Source organism: Streptomyces sp. LMG1-1-1.1 (assembly GCF_040815545.1).
Taxonomy (GTDB): domain Bacteria; phylum Actinomycetota; class Actinomycetes; order Streptomycetales; family Streptomycetaceae; genus Streptomyces.
In genome coordinates, this window is the sequence record NZ_JBFPNH010000015.1 from 143,341 (window position 1) to 162,640 (window position 19,300).

The window sequence follows — 19,300 nt, forward strand, 5'->3', positions numbered from 1 at the left end:
CTCAGCGCACGTGGAAGGTCTTGTCGTAGCCGTAGCCGATCAGCCGCACATGGGAGAAGTCGTGCGAGGTGCTGTTGAAGGCGAACGAGTCGAGCCCCTTCTTGGCCGTGTCAAAGGATATGTCGGCGTTCCGGCCGTCGATGATGACGACGTCGGCACCCTTGCCACGGCCGGCCTTGATGGCCGTCTGGACCGTGCTGGCGGAATTCGACTTCAGGACCTTGAACTCGGCGGCGGACCCGCCGACCCAGGCGTCGAAGTGCTTGCCGCTGCCGCCCGGCTGGTCGTTGCGCGACTTCACCTCCTGCCCGTTGCCCGCGAGGTAGAGCGCCAGCTCGAACTCGTCGTCGTTGAAGGCGAAATGCGGTCCGTCCTTGCCCCGCCGCTGCTCCTTGTCCGGCTTGGACCCGTCCGTGGACTTGCTCCAGGACTCGTCGATCAGCTCGAGGATGTCCTCGAGGTAGTTCGCGACCATCCACTGGGTGCCTCGGGACGCGCCGTAGCAGCCCGCCTTCTCCGGGCCCATGTGGCGGCAGGTGCGGCGGTCGATGTCCTCGACGTTGTCGAGGAACCGGCCGACGTTGAACTTGTGCTGGTCCATGATCTGCTTGAGCCGCGCCTTGCGCAGGATCTCGGCACGGTCGCTGTCGTACTTGTGCTGCTCGTCCCAGTACGTGGGCCGCTTGTCGCCCGGGGAGTCGCCGTCGCCGGAGCCCTTGCCCGACCCCTGGTCGGTGCCCTTGCCCTCGCCGACGTACCGGCCGCCGGAGCAGTCGCCGGGGGTGTCGGTGCAGTAGGCCCGCTCGTCCGGGTCGTAGAAGCCCGACGGGTCGCTGCGCGTGACCGGGTTGTTGTGGCTGTACGCGTAGCCGTTGACCTGGAGCGGGTCGGCGAAGTCGATCAGCGCGTCCGCCGAGGCGAACCGGCCGATCGCCGGGTCGTACTCGCGGGCACCCAGATGGGTCAGGCCCGAGGGGTCCTCGATGCCCACGCCCAGGTAGCCGCGCTTGTTCGGCCAGGAGGTCGGCTTCGTGCCGCGCACCTCGCCGAAGGGCTTGTAGGAGCGGCGGGTGACCGCCTGGCCGGAGGCCAGGGCGATGCCCGTGGTGGCGGTGCCGACCTGGTCGCCGATCAGGACGTCGAGCTTGTGCCCCGTGGTGGCGCCGTTGAGGGTGGACCGGACCACGGTGGGCGCGCCGGCGTGCGTGTAGACCCGGCTCGCCTTGGTGATCGTGCCCGCGGTGGTGGTCAGCTCCATCTCGCCTAGGTAGAGCACGCTGCCCGAGGGGGTGTTCTCCAGCAGGCGGTTGCCGTCGGCGTCGTAGACGTACCGGGTGGTGACTCCGCCCGCCTTGATCGTGTCGAGGCGGTTCTCCCGGGTCCAGACGAGGTCCTGGGTGCCGCTCGGCAGCGTGCGGGTGGTGGTGTTGCCCGAAGCGTCGTACGCGTACGAGCTGCCGGTGCCCGGCTCGGAGACGACCGAGGTCAGGGTGTGCGGCTGGGTTTCGGTCGGGGCCGACGTGCCGTTTCCGGTGACCGTCCTGCCGTAGTCGAAGGTGAGCTTGACGTCCTTCGTGGGGTCGGTCGCGTCGTGTTTGACCTGGGTGGCGCGGTTGCCGATGACGTCGAAGGTGTAGCTGTCGTAGTAGCCCGTGGCGCCGCCCGCGACCGTGCCCGCAGCGGGCGCGTTGGCCTGCAGGGATGCGGTCAGGGTGCTGTCGGGGGCGGTGGTGTCGGTGACGCTGTCCGCGGCTCGGGCGATCGGCCCGCGGATCGCCCGCTGGTCGGTGCGGGGGCCCCAGGTGGAGCCGTCCGCGCTCTTGCAGCCGGTGCTGGCCAGCGTCGGGGTGATGTTCGAGGTCCACGCGTGGACCATCTGCCCGGCGACGTCGTGCGTGTAGCACTGGGTGTCCCACACGGACGTGCCGTTGTCGGTCAGCTTGCGCGCCTGCGAGGTGATGTTGCCCGCGTAGTCGTACGAGTAGTGCGTGCTGCTCACCCGCGGGGAGGTCGAGGACTCGCGGTCCACGACGGTGCGCTGGAGCTGACCGGTGTAGTCGTTGAGGAAGTTGGTGGTCCAGACCCGGTAGGGCTGGGCACCGCTGGTGGTGCGCATCGGCTCCCCGTACGGGGAGTAGGTGACGTCGGAGGTGTACCAGCTGGCACCCGAGGTGCTCTCCGCCAGGCCGTCGGAGTTGTAGCGGGTGACGACCTTCTCGGCCGCGAGCCCGCCCTTGGCAGGGAGCGTGGTGCTCAGCAGCCTGCCGGTCGGCGTGTAGGCGAAGGCGTACTTGTACGTGCCGGAGAGCCCGGTGGTCAGGGAGTTGGCCGGGATCACCGTCTCGCGGCCGGTGGGCCGGTACTCGGTGTCGTAGCCGGTGACCCGGTTGACGTAGTCGCCGCTCGCGTCGTGACGGACGGAGGAGGCCAGCTTGCCCAGCGCGCCGGGCAGGGTGTCGTAGGTGAACTCCCGGATCGGCGCGGACTCCGCACCGCCGGTGCGCACGGCCGTGATCCGGCCGAGCACGTCGTACGAGGTGTGGACGGTGCCCCGGTCGTCGGTCGCGGTGGTCCGGCGGTCGGCGTCGTCGTAGCCGTAGCTCACGGTGCCCGTGTCGGGGTCCGTGCTGGTGAGGGCGCGGTGGCGGGTGTCGAAGGTCCAGGACCAGACGTTGCCCGCCGGGTCGGTGACCTTCTCCCGGTTGCCGCGGGAGTCGTAGCCGTAGGTGGTGTTGCGCCAGATCGGGGTGCTGGAGACGCTGGACGCGTTCTGGATCTTGGACACGCGGCCGAGGGCGTCGGTCCAGGTGTTCACCGCGGGGGCGGCGCCGCCGGCGGGGAAGGCGAGGGTGTTCGTATCGCCGTAGACCCACTTGTTGTAGTTCATGTAGGCGCCGCCGCGGTAGTGGCTGGCGCGCACCGGACGCTCGAGTCCGTCGTACTGGGTGCGGGTGAGCATCGGGACGAGGGTGTCGGAGACCCTCTTGAACTGCACCGTCGAGGGCTCGCCCTTGGCCAGGTACGGCTTGGTGGCCTCGGCCGTCAGGCCGTGGTCGTTGTAGCGGGTGTCGGTGACGATGCGGCCGGAGCCGTGGGCCTCCGCCTGGGTCTGGACCACGCGCATGAGGCCGTCGTAGATCGTCACCCCCTTGGCGTAGGTCTCGTCGTCCTTGATCTTGTAGACCGTCACCGCGGAGGGCTTGGTCGTCGAGGAAGCGGCCTCCGCCATCTGGTAGGAGATCATCACGTCGGGCTTCTGGCTGCCGGCGGAGCGGCTCGCCGACCAGCCCTTGACCAGGCGGCCGAAGGCGTCGTACTCGTTGCGCACGACCCGGCCGTTGATGTCGGTGACCGTGACCGGCAGGCCGCGGCCCGGGTCGAGCTCGCTGACGCTCGTGCGGCCCTTCTCGTCGACGGCGGTGATCGCGGTCACCGGGCCGCCCGTGTCACCGGGGGTGTAGCGGGTCTCGGTGGTGCCGGTGACCGGCCGCGTGACGGTGCGGATGCGTCCCAGCGGGTCGTACGTGCTCGACGTGACCACGCTGTGGTGGGAGCCGTCGGCGTTGGACTCCGCGGAGACGGTCGTCAGGCCCTTGACGGGCGTGGTGCCCCAGGACTGGCCGTCGTAGGAGATCATCTCCGCCGTGATGAGCGCGGCGGTGCCCGCGGTGGTGTTGTGCTGGCTGCACGGACCGCCGGTCTTGCGGATCCGGCTCACCAGGCCGATGAGGTTGGCGGCCGTGTTGTGGACGTACTGCGTGGTGGCGCAGGTCTGGTCGCTGAGGGTCTCACCGGTGCCGTTGGGCTTGACCACGGACACCTCCACCTGCGTGGGCAGGTTGTAGGTGCCGTCGACGGTGGTGTCGGTGCGGACGGCCTGCCAGCTGCTGCCCACCGTCTGGATCGCCTCGTTGCGCTTGACCCCGGTCTGGTACGCGACCAGCGCGTCGGTGCCCTCGCGGGTGCGGGAGGCGGTCTGGCGCGACCAGGGCTGGTTGAGGATCCGCCGGAGGACCTTGCCGCCCGTGCCGTCGTAGGTGATGGTCTCGGCGACCATGCCCGCGTAGGCGTCGGAGTCGTCCGCCAGCAGGGTCACGGTGTCCGTGGAGTCCTTGACGACTCCGCCGGTGCCGCGGAAGTAGCGGGCGACGGAGTACGACTGGGTCTGCGGCGCGGCGCTGCTCTTCCTGCCCTTGTACGTGCTCACCTTCTGGAAGCCGCGCCAGTCGCTGTACGTGCGCAGCTCGGGTCGGGTGAACTCGTCGGTGCTCTTGGCCCAGGCGGCGCCGGAGTAGTCGTACCGGGTGGTGACGCGGTCGGAGACGCCGGTGATCCGGTCGTTCTCGGTGACCGTGTGGACGAGGTACTTGTTGAACCAGGCCAACCCCGGCTTCTTCTCGTCACCGTCCGGGGACCAGCGGACCGGGAAGCAGGTCTTGGTGTTGTTCTCGGGGGCCACCGTCGGCTGGTACTGGCAGCCGCCCTTGTACGTCACGTCGATCTGGCCGCCGTGCTCCGTGTAGACGGTGCCGATGCGGGGGCGGGGGAAGCCGGGGCGCTGGTCCTGCCCGTCCTTGCGGACCAGGTTGGGCAGCTGCTTGTCCTTCAGGTAGCCGGACAGCGGGTCCCCGGGACCCACGGTGTACGGCTCGAAGGTCACGCCCTCCTTGGACATCAGGGTGCCGCTGGCGGCGCCCGGGGTGTAGCCGTAGTGGGTGATGCCGCTGAGCCACATGGCCGGGGAGGTGCTGTACCAGTCGCGCGGGAAGGACTGCTTGAGCTGGTACTGGTCGACCTTGACGAGGCCGGTGGCGCCGGGCCGGTGGGCGTAGGTGGAGACGTAGCCGAGGCGCATCCGGACCCAGAAGGACGGGAAGGCCGGGCACAGCTTGGAGTCCGACTTGCAGTTGAGGTTGCCGGGGGTGTCCCACCAGGGGCGGTAGGCGGCCGGGTCCTTGGTGTTGTCGAAGTTCGCGGAGTCGCACGCCGGGGCCGCGGACAGGCAGCGCTGGTAGAGACCGAAGTTGACCTTCGCGGCGGGGGTGCCGCCGAGGTTGTCGTTGCGCAGTCCGTACTCGATGAAGTCCGGCAGGGCGCCGCGGTGGTAGACCTCGGGCGTCTTGAACTTCTTGTTGACCGCGTAGTAGTTGGTGGCGCGGGCCCAGTTGACGATCATCACGTTGCCGTGGACGTCCACGACCTTGTCCAGGCCCCACTGCCAGGCCTGTCGCTTGCCGGCTCCGCAGCGGGAGTCGGCGAACGCGGTCGCGTGGCAGGGCTCGCCCGGGTGGTTGCCGAAGACGGGGACGGTGAGGACCGAGTCGGTGTCGGCGTGGCCGCCGCCGATCTCGTCCAGCCCGTAGAAGTACTGGGTGCCGTCCGTGGTGGTGACGACCCAGTGCTCGCCGTCGTTGTCGCCGTTGTCGATGCCGGTGCGGCGCTCGACGCGGGTGCCGTCGTCGTTCTGCAGGCGGTAGGTGTCGGTGGAGCCCACCTTCACCAGTTCGGAGGTCCGGCCGTTGAGGGAGATCACGGCGTTGTCGGACACCCAGCAGAGGTCCGAGGACTCCTTGTCCTTCTTGGACGTGTTGTTGGCGCCGCCCGCGGCGACGGCCTTGGTGTCGTCCTTGCAGGCGCGGTAGCGGCGCTCGATGCGGCCCGGGTCGTAGTCCCAGCCCTCGCCGAGCCAGGAGGACTGCGGGGTGGAGGTGGCCGTCTTGCCGTCCACCCACTGGGAGTTGTACTTGAAGCTGATCTTGGGCGTGGGGCCGGCGGGTGCCGGGGGCACGGTCAGCGGGTACTCCCAGCTGAAGCCGCCGGAGGCGTCGCCCGCAGCCCAGGTGCCGCTGGAGGCCAGCGGGGTCGCCTTGAAGGAGCCGCTCTCGGAGGCGCCGGAGTCGACGGCGCCGATGACGGCCTTGTCGCCGGAGGCGGCGACGGGCTGCACCCAGGCCGCCTGCATCACGCCGGAGCCGGTCGCCTGCGGCGTGGTCGCGGCCACGGCCGGGACCGTGGTGCCGTCGGCCGCGGTGTCCACGGTGGCCGTGATCGTCTGGGCCTGAGCGTCGTTGACCGTCTCCAGCTCCGTGTACTGCTGGCACTCCTCCAGGTCGGGAGTGGTCGCGTAGCACTCGGGGAACTGGACCAGGCGCAGCCGGGAGGACCAGTCGGCGCCGTTGAGGTTCCGGTACGCCCCGTACTCGACCTGCACCTTGACCGGCACCGAGCCGGTGCTGGGGGCGCTCACCGTCAGCACGGAGCCCTCGACCCCGTCCGAGACGGCGGCCGTGGCGCTCGCGATGTCCACCCGCCAGGTGCCGGTGGGGGCCGTCGTCCCCTCGGCCTGGCCGATCTTCACCGGCAGGGTGCCGACGCGCTGCGGGGGCGCCGGGTCCGCGTCCGCGGCCGGGGCGGCGAAGGACGCCTGCTGGACCGTGGATCCGAAGGTGACGGTGTCGCCGACGCCGGAGGGCTTGGTGGTGGTCCCGGACGGGGGCGCCGTCTGGGTGGTCGGAGTGGGTACCCCGAGGCGGCTCAGGTTGGCGTCCCGGTCGTTTCCGGTGACGAAGCGCGGGTCGGGCAGGCCTTCGAGGGCCAGGGTCTCGCGAGGCACCGAGACGGTTCCGGCATCCGGGTCCGGAGGCTGCGCCGACGCCTGCGCCGGCAGCAGGGCTACCAGCGTGGCGGCGCCGAGCGCCGGAATGAAAGTGGCGCGCAGGCGTCTGCGCACGGATGGCTGTGCAGGCAAAGCAAGTCCCCCCGGACTTTTCGGATGGGACCCCGCGCGTGCGCACAGGTGTCCCACAGTGATCGTTGGTGATTGTGTGCGGATGCGACGCATAAAGACCAGATCAAGTGACGATCGACACGGGTCCAACGGGGGCAAGAGGGTTCAGGAGTGCAGGAGGCGGATCAATCGGCTCTGTGGAGCACAGGCGGCACCAAACCCCCTGACCTGCATGATTCGCGGTGAATTTCGGCCAAGACCGGAGAAAGTCCATAGGTTTTTCGGCCGAATTGAGGCATGTTCAAGCCGTTTGCTCGACGTCGGCTTCCCGTCAGACGTCATCGCGGACCCCGTGGAGCGGAAGTCCGGGTCTCCCGAGCCCCGCACGCGCGCAGGTGACGCCCTCCGCCGCGTCGGTCATGATGCGCAGGCACCGCCACGCCTGCGGTACATCGGGCGCCGGTGAACACAAGCACATGAAAAGAGCCTGGCCACAGCCCTTGACGGGTGGGGCCGGTGGGGGGAAAGGGAACTTCGCTCATGACGAGCAGATGGCGCCGCGCGCCCGGGCGCCGGGCACTGGCGGCCGGGGCGGCGGCGGCCGTGCTGGCCACCGGAGTGACGTACGTCGGTCTGGGCCGGACCGACGAAGACGCACTCACAGCAGACACACAGGAACGGCGCGCAAACGTTCCGGTTGGCGAATCGGATGCGGTGGCGCGAGCCGCCAAGTCCGGTAAGCCGGTGGAGGTTTCGGCCCTTCGGACGCCGTACTCCACCACTTGGGCCAAGCCCGACGGGAAGATGGTGCGGAAGATCCACGCCAGCCCGGTCCGGGCCAAGGCGGACGGAGTCTGGAAGCGCGTCGACACCCGCCTGACGAAGGTGGACGGGGGCTGGACACCCCGCGCGGTCAACAGCCCCGTGCTGTTCTCCGGCGGCGCCGCGGCACCCGCGTCCACGGGGGGCGAGACCGGTAGGGAACGCGCCTCGCGCGCCTCCGTCCGCCGGGTCTCCCTGCTGTCCGGGGTCACCCCGGGCACCGGCAACACCCTGGCCACCCTCACGGTGGGCGAACACCAGATCGTCGTGACCTGGCCCGAGGCCATCCCGACACCGGTGATCGACGGGTCCCGGGCCCTGTACCCGGAGATCCTGCCCGGCGCCGACCTCGTCCTGACCGCCGACGACGGCGGTTTCGCCCAGCTCCTGGTGGTCAAGACCCGCGAGGCCGCGGCGAATCCGAAGGTGGCGCAGCTCTCCTACGGGCTGTCCTCGCCCGACCTCACCTTCTCCCTGGACCCGCTGACCAACGTGGTCAGCGCGGTCGACGAGAACGGCACGGACGTCGCCGAGTCGCCCACCCCGCTGATGTGGGACAGCGCGGGCGTGCCCGCCACCACCGACGGCCTGGGCGGCGGCACCGCCACCCCCGGCGAGGAGGTGCTCCCCACCGAGACTCCCGCCGAGGGGGAGACCGGCGCCCCCTCGACCGACCCGGCCGAGTCCGGGACCGCCACCCCCGAGCCCACCGACGCGGTCAACGACAGCGACGACGGGGACCTGTTCAACGAGAACCTGTCGGAGGCGGGCGACGAGGCCGCCGACCCCTCGGCGACCTCGGGTACCGATCCGGAGCCCTCCGCTCCCGGGGAGGCCTCGCCCGAGCCCACGCAGACCGGCGCCGCGGCCACGCTGTCGCTGCCCGCGCTGAACGGCCCGCAGCCCGATTCCCACGGCACGGTCGTCGCCACCGACCTCGACGGCTCCAACTGGACCATCAGCGCCGACCAGGAGTTCCTGGCCGACCCCTCGACGGTCTACCCGGTGTTCATCGACCCCTCGGTCAACAAGCACACCAACGACTGGACGACGGCCTACAGCCGCCACAAGAACGCCACCTTCTACAACGGCAAGAACTTCAACAAGGGCGGCACCCACGAGGCCCGGGTCGGCTACGAGTCCGACACCTGGGGCACCTCCCGGTCCTTCTTCAGCATCGACTGGGACCCGGACCTCAAGGGCGCGGTCGTCACCAGCGCCCGGCTGTACGCGCTGGAGACGTACGCCTGGTCCTGCAACGCCCGCAGCATGGACGTCCACATCACGACGCCGATCTCCTCCAAGACCAACTGGAACAACGCGCCGTCGATGCACTCGGGCAACCGGATCGGCGGCGGCAAGTTCGCCCACGGCTGGAAGTCGAGCTCCTGCCCGGACAAGTACGTCAGCTTCGACGTGAAGTCCACCGCGCAGCGCGCGGTCAACGGCGGCTGGCCGACGATGACCATCGGGTTCAAGGCGGTCAACGAGAACGACCAGTTCGCCTGGAAGAAGTTCCAGGCCGACGGCGGCAACGACCCGCACGTCCTCCTGGAGTACAACCGGCGTCCCGAGCCCCCGACCAACCTCGACCTGGCTCCCGACTTCAGCTGCGACACCACCGCCCCGTACATCAACGTCGGCTCCTCCACGCTGACCTTCTGGGCGGACGCGAAGGACAAGGACGGCAACCTGTCGTCGGTCAACTTCGAGATGTGGCCCACCGGCGGCAGCGGCAACATGCTCGGCGCCAAGGGCAAGGCCCCCGTCGGCGGCAGCTCGGGCAAGACCCACACCGATCCGTTCGCCACCGGTTCCACGGGGCTCAAGCTGGTCGACGGCCAGACCTACTCCTGGCGGGCCAAGACGGTCGACAAGACCGGATCGGCCTCGGCGTCCTACTCGCCGGCCAAGACCCCCTGCCGGTTCGTCTTCGACAGCACGCGGCCTTCGCCGCCCACCGTCCTCTCCACGGACTTCCCCGACGCCGACGCCCTGGACAACGGCTTCGGCAGCGACGGCGAGGACTCGCTCTGGAGCAAGAAGAAGTTCGGCGAGACGGGCACCTTCCAGTTCAAGGCCGCCCAGACGGACGTGGACTACTACGAGTACGGGTTCAACCAGGGCGCACGGGACTTCAAGGTCGAGCGCACGGTCGGGGCCTCCGTCGACACCCTCACCACCATCAGCAGCGTCAAGCCGCCGCTCGCCGGGCCGAACGTGCTGTACGTATGGGCGGTCGACGACGCCGGACACCGCTCGGAGCCGCGGAAGCACCTCTTCTACCTCTCCCCGAGGGACGAGGCCGACACCCCCGGCGACTTCACCGGCGACAAGCTGCCGGACATGATGGTCGTGGACGGCAACGGCAACCTGCGGCTCTACCCGTCCGAGCACCAGCCCGACCTCGCCAAGGGCACGGGTGACCTCGGGTTCTCGATGGCCGGCGCGTACCGGAACAACCCCGCCAAGGACCCCAACGGCAACGACGGCGTGCCGACGTACTCGGCACCCCCGTCGGGCTACTGGAAGAACACCCTCATCACCCACAACGGCGACGTCTACGGCGGCGACGGCTTCCAGGACCTCATCGCCCTCAAGGACGGCAAGCTGTGGGTGTACCCGGGTGACGGGTACGGCGCGGTCAACATCGACAAGCGGCAGCAGATCCTGCTCCCCGCGGGTGCGCCGGACCCCTCGACGTACACGCAGCTCGTGTCCGCCGGAGACGCCACAGGAGACGGCAAGGCCGACTTCTTCGTGACCATCGGCGCGGAGATCTGGGTCCTGGTCGGCTACAACGGCGCCACGGTCGACCAGGCCCTCCGGCTCTCGGCCTCCGCCTGGTCCGACCGCGACATCGTCTCCGTCATGGACATCACGGGAGACGGCGTCACCGACGTCATCTACCGGACCGACGCCACCTCGCAGCTGATGCTGCGGCAGGGCAAGCCGGCCGCCGGCGGCGGAGTGGACCTCCCCTCGCTCGGCAGCGCGGCCGCCTCGGCGCTGGGCAGTGACACGATCTACGGCCGCTCCGGCTGGCACACCACCAGCATCCGGCTGCTCCTCGGCACGCCGGACGCGAACGGGGACAGGATCCCGGACATCTGGACCCTGCGCACGGACGGCTCGGTGCGCTTCTACGCCGGCACCACCGGCGAGATGGCACACGCGGGCGTGACCATCATCGGCAACAGCAACGGTGTCGGCTGGAAGAACAAGCTGGCCATCGGCTGACACCCGGCACACGCGAAACGGGAGGGCCCCGGTCGGAGATTCCGGCCGGGGCCCTCCCGTTTCGTCTGTGCCGAAGACCTCGTGAAGGCCGCTCCCGGCGCCGTGAGCCAATGGCTCCGTCCGGTCACTCACCCGCGCATGGGGCTGGGCCAATGGCCCACCCTTCCGTCCGGCGTTTGAGCCGCTGTACCCCTTTCGGTCTATCCTTGTAGCCATCACATATTTTCGGCGCCGCGCAGCGCCGTCCGGCGACGAGGCCGGACCGGCCCGCGGTGCTTTCGTCGTGTCCGGGCCCCCGCCACCCCTGGGGAGCCCCGTGCGCGGTGAGGGACAGATCAAGGGGGGCGGGATTGGCCGCCGTGCGGAAGTACTTCATGGCTCCGGATCCGGGGCGGGTCAGGCTGAGGGTGTCGCTACGAGCCGTGGTCGGCATCGCGCTCGCGGTCGCGCTGGCCGAGGTGCTCGGACTGTCCCTCGTCGCGTCGATCACGGCCGGTCTGGCCGCGCTGCTCGCCCTGTTCACGGTCGGTGACCCGACCGTGCGCCGACAGGCCGTCACGACGGCGCTGCTGCCCACCGTCGGCTTTCCCGTGCTCGCCCTCGCGACCTTCCTGCACGACGTGCCGCCCGCGCGCGACGCGGCGTGGCTGGCCGTGGTCTTCGCGGGGGTGTACGCGCGCCGGTGGGGACCGCGCGGCCACGCGCTCGGCATCTTCGCCTTCATGCAGTTCTTCGTGACCCAGTTCCTGCACGCCCTGCCCGCGCAGCTCCCCGAGCTGTACGCGGCGGTGGCGCTCGCGCTGGTCGCCGCCGGGGCCGTCCGGTTCGGGTTCTGGTGCATCGAGCGCCGAGTGCCGCCGCCGGCCGCGCCCGCTCCGCTGCCGGGTTCGGGGCTGGCCAGGGCGACCACCCGCCAGGCCGTACAGGCCACCGCGGCCTGCGCCATCGCCCTCGCCGCGGGGCAGCTCATCTCGCACGACCGCTGGTACTGGGCCGTCGGCACCGCCTGGTGGATCTTCGTCAACACCGCCTCCCGCGGCGAGACCCTCGTACGGGGCTTCCGCCGGGTCCTGGGCACGGTCGCGGGCATCGCGGCCGGCCTCCTCATCGCCGTCCCCCTCGGCGGCGCGACGGGCCCGACCGCCCTCCTCGTCGCCGTGTGCGTGTTCGGGATCTTCTACACCGCCCCGCTCTCGTACAGCTGGATGATGTTCTTCGTGACGGTCATGGCCGGCCTCCTGTACGGGCTGCTCGGCGTCCTGCACCCCGGGCTGCTGCTCCTGCGGTTCCAGGAGACGGCCGTGGGGGCGATCGGCGCGGCGATCGGCGTGGCGCTGCTGCCGGTGACGACGCACGCGGCCACGAACGCGTGGATCGAGCGTGCGGTGACCTGCGTGCACACGTGCACGACGGCGGCCGCGCGGCGGCTCGCGGGGGACCCCGCCGCGGACCCGGCGCCGCACGCCCGGGAGCTGGAGGTCCTGCTCGGCAGGGCGCGGTTGTCGCTGGCGCCGCTGGTGCACCCGCTGAGCCCGCTGCGGGCCAGGAAGGCGCGGGCCCGGCGCGTGCTCGCCCTCCTCGACGACTGCGCGCGGGAGATCAGGGGACTCGCGGCGGTCGCGGCCGATCCCGACGCCTCGCACGACGCCCGGCTGGTGGCGGCGGCCTGGCGGGTGGAGGCCGCCGTGCACGCGCTCGTGCCCTCGGACCGTGTCGTGCGGGCGGAGGTCGAGGAGGCCGACGGGGTTCCGCGGCACCATCCGGGCGCCGAGACGGCCCTGGGGCACCTGCACGGGCTCGAGCAGGCGCTGGTCGATCTGGCGGCTCCGCTGCGGACCTCGCCCCGGGCGCCGATGGTTCCGGCGGCCTGAGGGGGCGGGTCGCTGGGGGCGGGGCGCTGGGGGCGGGGCGCTCGCCCCGCCTCGCCCGGCTCCCTCGGGCGTCCGGCCCCGCCCACTTTGGTCTAGACCGCCTGCTACCGTCGGCCCGACGGACCACGAGGGCCGGTCGACCGCGACCGCGCCCGGGACAGGGGAGGCGCCATGGGCGACGCAGGGGCGGTACGGGCCGGGACGCGGGCGTACATCGGATCGTTCACGTCGGCAGGCGGACGCGGGGTGCTGGCCGCGGACGTGGACGAGGCGACCGGTGCGCTGACCGTGACCGGCGCGAGCGACGCGGTCGCCGATCCGTCGTTCCTCGCTCTCGCGGGAACCGTCTTGCACGCCGTGTCCGAGACCGAGGCGGGCGCCGTGGCCGCGTTCGACGTCACCGGGGCCGTGCCCCGGCCGCTCGGCACGCCCGTTCCCGTCGACGGGGCGGCCCCCACCCACCTCGCGCTCGCGGCCGGCCACCTCCTCACCGCGAACTACACGTCCGGCAGCGTCACCGCCCTGCCCCTGGCCGACGACGGCACCGCACGACCCGCGACTGCCGTCCTGGAGCACGAGGGCCAGGGCCCCGTCGCCGACCGCCAGCGCGGCCCGCACGCGCATCAGGTGCTGCCCGACCCCAGCGGCCGCTGGGTGGTCAGCGTGGACCTCGGCACCGACTCCGTACGGATCTGCGCGCTCGACGCCGACACCGGGGCGCTGACCCTCCACGGGGAGACGGCGCTGCGCCCCGGTACCGGGCCGCGCCACCTCGCCTTCCATCCGGCGGGCACGCACGCGTACGTCCTGAACGAGCTGGAGCCCACGCTCACGGTCTGCCGCTGGGACGCCGCGGAGGGCGTACTCGAACCCCTCGGCGAGACCGCGGTCGTCCCCGAGGGCACCACCGGCCCCAGCTACCCCTCCGAGGTCGTCGCCGCCCCCGACGGGCGCTTCCTGTGGGCCGCCGTGCGAGGCGACGACACCCTCGCGGTGCTCGCCCTCGGCACGGACGGCGACAAGGCCGAACTCGTCGCCACCGTGCCCTGCGGGGGCCGCTGGCCGCGCGACCTGACCCTCGACCCGACCGGGCGGCGCCTGTACGCGGCCAACGAGCGTTCCGGCGACGTCACCTGGTTCACCCTCGACCCGGAGACCGGGATCCCGTCCCGCGCGGGCGCCGTCGAGGCCCCGGCGGCCTCCTGCGTGGTCTTCGGCTGACACTCCGGGGGCACGACCGAAGCCCGGCACCGCCAGGGGTGCGGACGAAGGCCGGCACGACCAGGGGTACGCCAGAGGCCGGTGCTCCCGGGGGCACGACGAAGGCCGGCACACCCAGCGGTACGACGAAGGCCGGCCCTCCCCGGGGGTGCGACGAAGGGCCCGCGCCGGACGATTCCGGAGCGGGCCCTTCCGTGTGACGCGAGGGCGCCGGCCTCAGAGCGAGGGGGCGTCCTGCGGCTGCTGCGGCGGGATGCCGAGGGCGGCCGTGTACTGGGTGAGGACCAGCTTGCCGATGGCCGGGTAGGCACCCAGCGGTTCGGCGGCGGCGCACCCGGCCTCCTTCGAGGCCACGTCGAGCAGACCGTCGGCCAGCTCCGGGCCGATCAGGTACGGGGCGAGGGCCAGCTGCTCCGAGCCGGCGGCGCGCAGCTGGTCGGCGATGGAGGCGATCGAGCCCTCCTGGTCGAGCGCGGCGGCCATCACCGGCACGGCGAGGCGCGCGGCGAGCAGCATGCCCGTGATGCCGGCGGCCTGCACGGCCTCCTCGCCACCGACCGTGGCCAGGATGATGCCGTCGGCGGCCGTGGCGACCGTGAACAGGCGGGCGCGGTCGGCCCGCGCCAGACCCGCCTCGGACAGACGCACGTGGAGCGCCTCGGCGAGCAGCGGGTGCGGACCCAGGACGTCGGTCAGCTCGGCCGTGTTGCCGGCGTCCATGACGGCCTGGCGGACCAGGCGCATCTGGGCGCTGTCCGGACCCGCGAGCAGCGGGACCACGACGGCGGCGGGGCCCGTCGGCGCGCTGACCTCACGGCCGGCGGCCAGGGCCAGCTCGTAGCGCTCGGATCGCAGCGTCGCGACCGACGCCAGGACGGTCGCGAGCGACGGGTACTCGGTGTCGTCGCCCTCAAGGAAACCGATCGCGGCCTCGAGGCCGGGCAGCTCGGAGCGGGCGATGCTCACGACCTCTTCGGCCAGCGAGCGTATGGCGGCGGAAGGCGCGCCGGGAACAGCGAGAACCAGTGCGGGAGCGCCCTCGGGCGCCGCCGCGGGTTCGGGGCGACGGTGCCGCCCGGACTGGCGGGGTCGAGGCATTCGTACAGGCAGGCCGGAAGCAGGCCCAGTGGGGGAGCTCATGGCGCCGCATGCTACTGGTTTCGTCCGCGGCGCCGTCGGTTGAGGTGCGGTCGCGCGCCTTCTGCCCCCGTATGTCCGGTCCCGCTGTCGTCGTTGCGCCCGTCCACCCCGCACACCGGCCCCCACCTGGGCGGATGCCCCGGTCTACGCGGCCCCGCCCCCGAAGAGGCGCAGCAACGCGGGGTCCTCCGGAAGGCGCAGGGTGCCGCCGGCGAGCGCCGTGGCGAGCGCGACCGCCCCGGCGAGCGGATCCCCGGCGGGAGCGACCGTCCGGGCGTGCGGGACCAGCTCCCCGAGCGCGGTGCGCAGGGGGTCGAGAAGCGGGTCGCCCAGCTTGAAGAGACCTCCGGTCAGCGCCACCACGGACCCCGGCCCGCCGGGGCAGGCGGCCGCCGCGGCCTCGGCGATGTGGACGGCGGCCCGCGCCAGGATGTCCGCCGCCACCGGGTCCTCCGCGGCGCACCGCCCCACCTCCGGGGCGAACGAGGCGAGCACCGCGGGCCGGTCCGTACGGGGGTACAGGGCACCCGGCAGCCCCGCGGCCGGGCCGAACAGCTTCTCGGCCCGGACCAGGAGCGGCGCGGAACCGCCCCGCCGCCCGTCGTACGCGCGCATCGCCGCCTCCAGACCGGCCCGGCCGATCCAGGCCCCGCCGCCGCAGTCGCCGAGCAGGTGCCCCCAGCCGTCGGCGCGCCGCCACGACGCCAGGTCCGTGCCGAGCGCGATCATCCCGGTCCCGCCCGCGACGACCGCCCCCGGGCGCTGCCCGAGCGCCCCGGCATACGCCGTGACCGCGTCCGCCGCCAACGCGAGCCGCCGCACTCCCTGCGCCTCGGCGAACGCGCCGGGCAGCTCGGCCCGGAGCTCCTCGCCGAGCGTGGCCATTCCCGCGGCGCCCACGGCGACGGCGAGCACCGGCCGCGGACCGTACGGCTCCCTGAGGGCGCCGACGGCCGGCAGCACCTGCTCCAGGAAGTGCCCGGCGGAGATCCCGCCGGGGCCGGTCCGCACCGGCACGCGCGAGACCGCGGTGTCGAGCACCGCCCCGCCCGCCGCCTCGGCCAGGGCGATCCGGAGTCCCGACCCCCCGGAGTCGACGCCGACGACCAGGCCCTCGGAGCGCTCGTTTTCGGAATCCACGGTGCACCGTCCTCGCTGCGGGGTGGAGAAGGAGAAGCTGCGCTGTCACTGTAGGCCGGTAGAGTGACGGACCGTGACAGCGCGACCGTTGAACGAACTGGTGGAGCCCGGCTGGGCGGAGGCCCTGCGTCCCGTCGCGGGGCGCGTGGCGGAGATGGGCGACTTCCTGCGGGCGGAGATCGCCGCGGGCCGTACGTACCTGCCGTCCGGGGCGAACGTGCTGCGGGCGTTCCAGCAGCCCTTCGACGAGGTGCGGGTGCTGATCGTGGGTCAGGACCCTTATCCGACGCCGGGGATGGCGATGGGGCTGAGCTTCTCGGTCGCGCCCGAGGTCCGTTCGCTCCCCGGCAGCCTGGAGAACATCTTCCGGGAGCTGCACGGCGACCTGGGTCTGCCCCGGCCGTCGAACGGCGACCTGACGCCGTGGACGCGCCAGGGCGTCCTGCTCCTCAACAGGGCGCTGACCACCGCCCCGCGCAAGCCCGCCGCGCACCGGGGCAAGGGCTGGGAGGAGGTCACCGAGCAGGCCATCCGCGCGCTCGCCGCCCGCGGGAAGCCGCTGGTGTCCATCCTCTGGGGCAGTGACGCCCGGCGGGCCCGCCCGCTCCTCGGCGACCTGCCGGCCGTCGAGTCGGTGCACCCGTCGCCGATGTCGGCGGACCGCGGCTTCTTCGGCTCGCGTCCCTTCAGCCGCGCCAACGACCTGCTCCTCAAGCAGGGCGCACAGCCCGTGGACTGGCGCCTGCCCTGATCCCGCGCGGGTGCGGCGGGGTGCCTCAGATGACCGACGCCCGTACGCAGAGGACGTCGGGGAGGTGCTCGGCGAGGAGCCGCCAGGTGTCACCGTCGTCGGCGCTCGCGTAGACCTCGCCGTTCCGGTTGCCGAAGTAGACGCCCGCGGGGTCCGCGTCGTCCGTGCAGAGGGCGTCGCGCAGGACCGTGCCGTAGTGGTCGCCCTCGGGCAGTCCCCGGCTCAGCGGTTCCCAGGTGGATCCGGCGTCGGTGGTGCGGTAGACGCGGCAGCGGCGGCCGGCGGGGACGCGGTCGGAGTCGGCCGTGATGGGGAAGACGTAAGCCGTGTCGGGGCGGTGGGGGTGGGCGGCGACCGCGAAGCCGAAGTCGGAGGGCAGGCCCGAGCCGATGTCGGTCCAGTGGGCGCCCGCGTCGTCGCTGCGGAAGACGCCCCAGTGGTTCTGGAGGTAGAGCCGGTCCTTGTCGCCCGCGTCCTGGGCGATCTTGTGGACGCACTGCCCGAACTCCGGGTCGGGGTCGGGCAGGAACACGGCGGACACCCCGTGGTTGGAGGGCGCCCAGGCACCGCCGCCGTCCTGGGAGCGGAACACGCCCGCGGTGGACACGGCGACCGTCAGCGCCTCCGGGTCGCGGGGGTCGGTGACGACCGTGTGGACCGCCTCGCCGCCACCGCCCGGGACCCACTTCGAGCGGGTCGGGTGCTCCCAGAGGGGGCGGACGAGTTCGAACGACTCCCCGCCGTCGCCCGACCGGAAGAGCGCGGCCGGCTCCGTCCCCGCGTACACGACGTCGGGGGAGTGGTCCGGGGCCGGGTGCAGCTGCCAGACCCGCTCCAGTGAGGCCCCGGTGTCCTCGGGGAACTTCACGGCGGGCCGGGCCGGTTCGGTCCAGCTCTTGCCGAGGTCGTCGGAGTGGAAGACGGAGGGGCCCCAGTGGGCGCTGTCCCCGCCCACGAGCAGGCGCGGGGTCGGCCGCCGGGTGTCGATGGCGACCGAGTAGACCGCCTGGGCGGGGAAGCAGGGATCGTCGAACTCCCACCGGCCGTCGTGCCTGCGGCCGATGAAGAGGCCCTTGCGGGTGCCTACGGTGAGGAGTACGTCGGGCATGACTGCCACCTCCAGGACGCCGTTTGTCGCGGACACCGGCCAGTCTGCACCCGCCCACCGACAACGCCCCCCGGACACACCCGTCGCCGGCGCGCCCGGGGGCGGGGCGTGGTGCCCGGGGGGCGGTCAGATCGCCCAGGCGTACGGGGCCGGGGCGTGGGTCTCGGCGCCGAGTTCGCGGGCGGCGCGGCGGGGCCAGGAGGCGTCGCGCAGCAGTTCGCGGCCGAGGAGGACCGCGTCGGCCTCGCCGTTGGCGAGGATCTTCTCCGCCTGCTCGCTCTCGGTGATCAGGCCGACGGCGGCCACCGGCAGCCCGGTCTCCGCCTTGACGCGGGCGGCGAAGGGCACCTGGTAGCCGGGGCCGACCGGGATGTCGGCCGGCCCGCCGTTGCCGCCGCTGGACACGTCGAGGAGGTCGACGCCGTGCTCGCGCAGGAGGGCGGCGAAGCGCACGGTCTCGTCGACCGTCCAGCCCTGCTCCTCGAGCCAGTCGGTGGCGGAGATGCGGAAGAAGACGGGCAGGTCCTCGGGCCACACGGCCCGCACGGCGTCGACGACCTCCAGGGCGAGCCGGGTGCGGTTCTCGAAGGAGCCGCCGTACGCGTCCGTGCGGTGGTTGCTGTGCGGGGAGAGGAACTCGCCGATCAGGTAGCCGTGGGCGCCGTGCACCTCGACGACCTGGAAGCCCGCGTCGAGTGCCCGGCGGGCCGCGTCCGCGAACTGGCCCGTGATCTCCCTGATCCGCTCGACGGAGAGCTCGGTCGGCACCGGGTAGCCCTCGGCGAACTCGACCGGGCTGGGGGCGACGGGCTGCCAGCCGGGTCCGCCCGGCGCCACGGGGCCGCGGCCCTCCCAGGGGCGGTTGGTCGAGGCCTTCCGTCCGGCGTGCCCGATCTGGATGCCGGGCACGGTGCCGTGTTCCTTGATGAATGCGGCGATCCGCCGCAGGCCCTCGGTCTGGGTGTCGTTCCAGAGGCCGAGGTCCGCGGGGCTGATCCGGCCCTCGGGGGCGACGGCGGTCGCCTCGACGAGGATCAGTCCCGCGCCGCCGGTGGCGCGGGAGGCGTAGTGGGCGAAGTGCCAGTCGCCGGCGACACCCGCGTTCGGCCCGGTCATCTCCGCGGAGTACTGGCACATCGGCGCCATCCAGGCGCGGTTGGGCACGGTCAGCGAACGCAGGGTGTAGGGCTGGAACAGGGCGACGCTCATGACGGACTCCGTTTCTGGGTGCCTCGAAGACGCTCGTACGATACTCATCGTAGTACGGCACCTGTCAAACT

Annotated in this window: 9 protein-coding genes; 4 read left to right on the forward strand and 5 right to left on the reverse strand. The window is 72.3% G+C overall.

What is annotated here, in order from left to right; genetic code table 11:
• Position 1: 1 nt before the first annotated feature.
• A complete protein-coding gene (locus MRBLMG1_RS07150) occupies positions 2-6,730 on the reverse strand; it encodes an RHS repeat domain-containing protein (RefSeq protein ID WP_367821845.1) in 6,729 nt (2,242 codons plus the stop codon).
• A 741-nt stretch (positions 6,731-7,471) separates the two neighbouring features.
• On the opposite strand from MRBLMG1_RS07150, the gene MRBLMG1_RS07155 reads away from it, so the two are divergent.
• The 3 genes from MRBLMG1_RS07155 to MRBLMG1_RS07165 all read left to right on the forward strand — a co-directional run bounded on the left by MRBLMG1_RS07155 (position 7,472) and on the right by MRBLMG1_RS07165 (position 13,881).
• The gene (locus tag MRBLMG1_RS07155; protein WP_367821847.1) at positions 7,472-10,789 is read left to right on the forward strand and encodes a DNRLRE domain-containing protein; all 3,318 of its coding nucleotides are present in this window, start codon (positions 7,472-7,474) and stop codon (positions 10,787-10,789) included.
• Between the two features lie 374 nt (positions 10,790-11,163).
• Positions 11,164-12,660 carry an FUSC family protein gene (locus MRBLMG1_RS07160; RefSeq protein ID WP_367821849.1) on the forward strand — a complete coding sequence of 499 codons (1,497 nt, stop codon included), beginning with the start codon at positions 11,164-11,166 and terminating at the stop codon, positions 12,658-12,660.
• Between the two features lie 171 nt (positions 12,661-12,831).
• Positions 12,832-13,881 carry a lactonase family protein gene (locus tag MRBLMG1_RS07165; RefSeq protein WP_367821851.1) on the forward strand — a complete coding sequence of 350 codons (1,050 nt, stop codon included), beginning with the start codon at positions 12,832-12,834 and terminating at the stop codon, positions 13,879-13,881.
• A gap of 216 nt (positions 13,882-14,097) precedes the next feature.
• Here MRBLMG1_RS07165 and MRBLMG1_RS07170 read toward each other — a convergent pair whose 3' ends face one another.
• Together MRBLMG1_RS07170 and MRBLMG1_RS07175 are read right to left on the reverse strand one after the other, a co-directional pair.
• Complete coding sequence (locus MRBLMG1_RS07170) at positions 14,098-15,021, reverse strand: sirohydrochlorin chelatase (RefSeq protein WP_367821853.1); 924 nt, start codon at positions 15,019-15,021, stop codon at positions 14,098-14,100.
• 144 nt (positions 15,022-15,165) lie between these two features.
• Positions 15,166-16,161, reverse strand: a complete 996-nt coding sequence (locus tag MRBLMG1_RS07175; RefSeq protein ID WP_367821855.1) for an N-acetylglucosamine kinase — start codon at positions 16,159-16,161, stop codon at positions 15,166-15,168.
• Positions 16,162-16,234: 73 nt separating this feature from the next.
• On the opposite strand from MRBLMG1_RS07175, the gene MRBLMG1_RS07180 reads away from it, so the two are divergent.
• Entirely contained in the window at positions 16,235-16,912 is a 678-nt protein-coding gene (locus MRBLMG1_RS07180; protein ID WP_367821856.1) for a uracil-DNA glycosylase, read from the forward strand.
• 25 nt (positions 16,913-16,937) lie between these two features.
• Here MRBLMG1_RS07180 and MRBLMG1_RS07185 read toward each other — a convergent pair whose 3' ends face one another.
• Both MRBLMG1_RS07185 and MRBLMG1_RS07190 read right to left on the reverse strand, forming a co-directional pair.
• Positions 16,938-18,020, reverse strand: coding sequence for a WD40/YVTN/BNR-like repeat-containing protein (locus MRBLMG1_RS07185; RefSeq protein WP_367821858.1), 1,083 nt, complete (start codon positions 18,018-18,020; stop codon positions 16,938-16,940).
• Positions 18,021-18,146: 126 nt separating this feature from the next.
• On the reverse strand, positions 18,147-19,229 hold the full coding sequence (locus MRBLMG1_RS07190; RefSeq protein WP_367821860.1) for an NADH:flavin oxidoreductase/NADH oxidase: 1,083 nt from the start codon (positions 19,227-19,229) through the stop codon (positions 18,147-18,149).
• Between the last annotated feature and the right edge of the window lie 71 nt (positions 19,230-19,300).

Bases quoted from the DNA above. Each gene is read 5' to 3' on its own strand.
- MRBLMG1_RS07160 (WP_367821849.1), top strand. From the start codon at position 11,164: ATGGCTCCGGATCCGGGGCGGGTCAGGCTGAGGGTGTCGCTACGAGCC.
- MRBLMG1_RS07165 (WP_367821851.1), top strand. From the start codon at position 12,832: ATGGGCGACGCAGGGGCGGTACGGGCCGGGACGCGGGCGTACATCGGA.
- MRBLMG1_RS07170 (WP_367821853.1), bottom strand. From the start codon at position 15,021: ATGAGCTCCCCCACTGGGCCTGCTTCCGGCCTGCCTGTACGAATGCCT.
- MRBLMG1_RS07185 (WP_367821858.1), bottom strand. From the start codon at position 18,020: ATGCCCGACGTACTCCTCACCGTAGGCACCCGCAAGGGCCTCTTCATC.
- MRBLMG1_RS07190 (WP_367821860.1), bottom strand. From the start codon at position 19,229: ATGAGCGTCGCCCTGTTCCAGCCCTACACCCTGCGTTCGCTGACCGTG.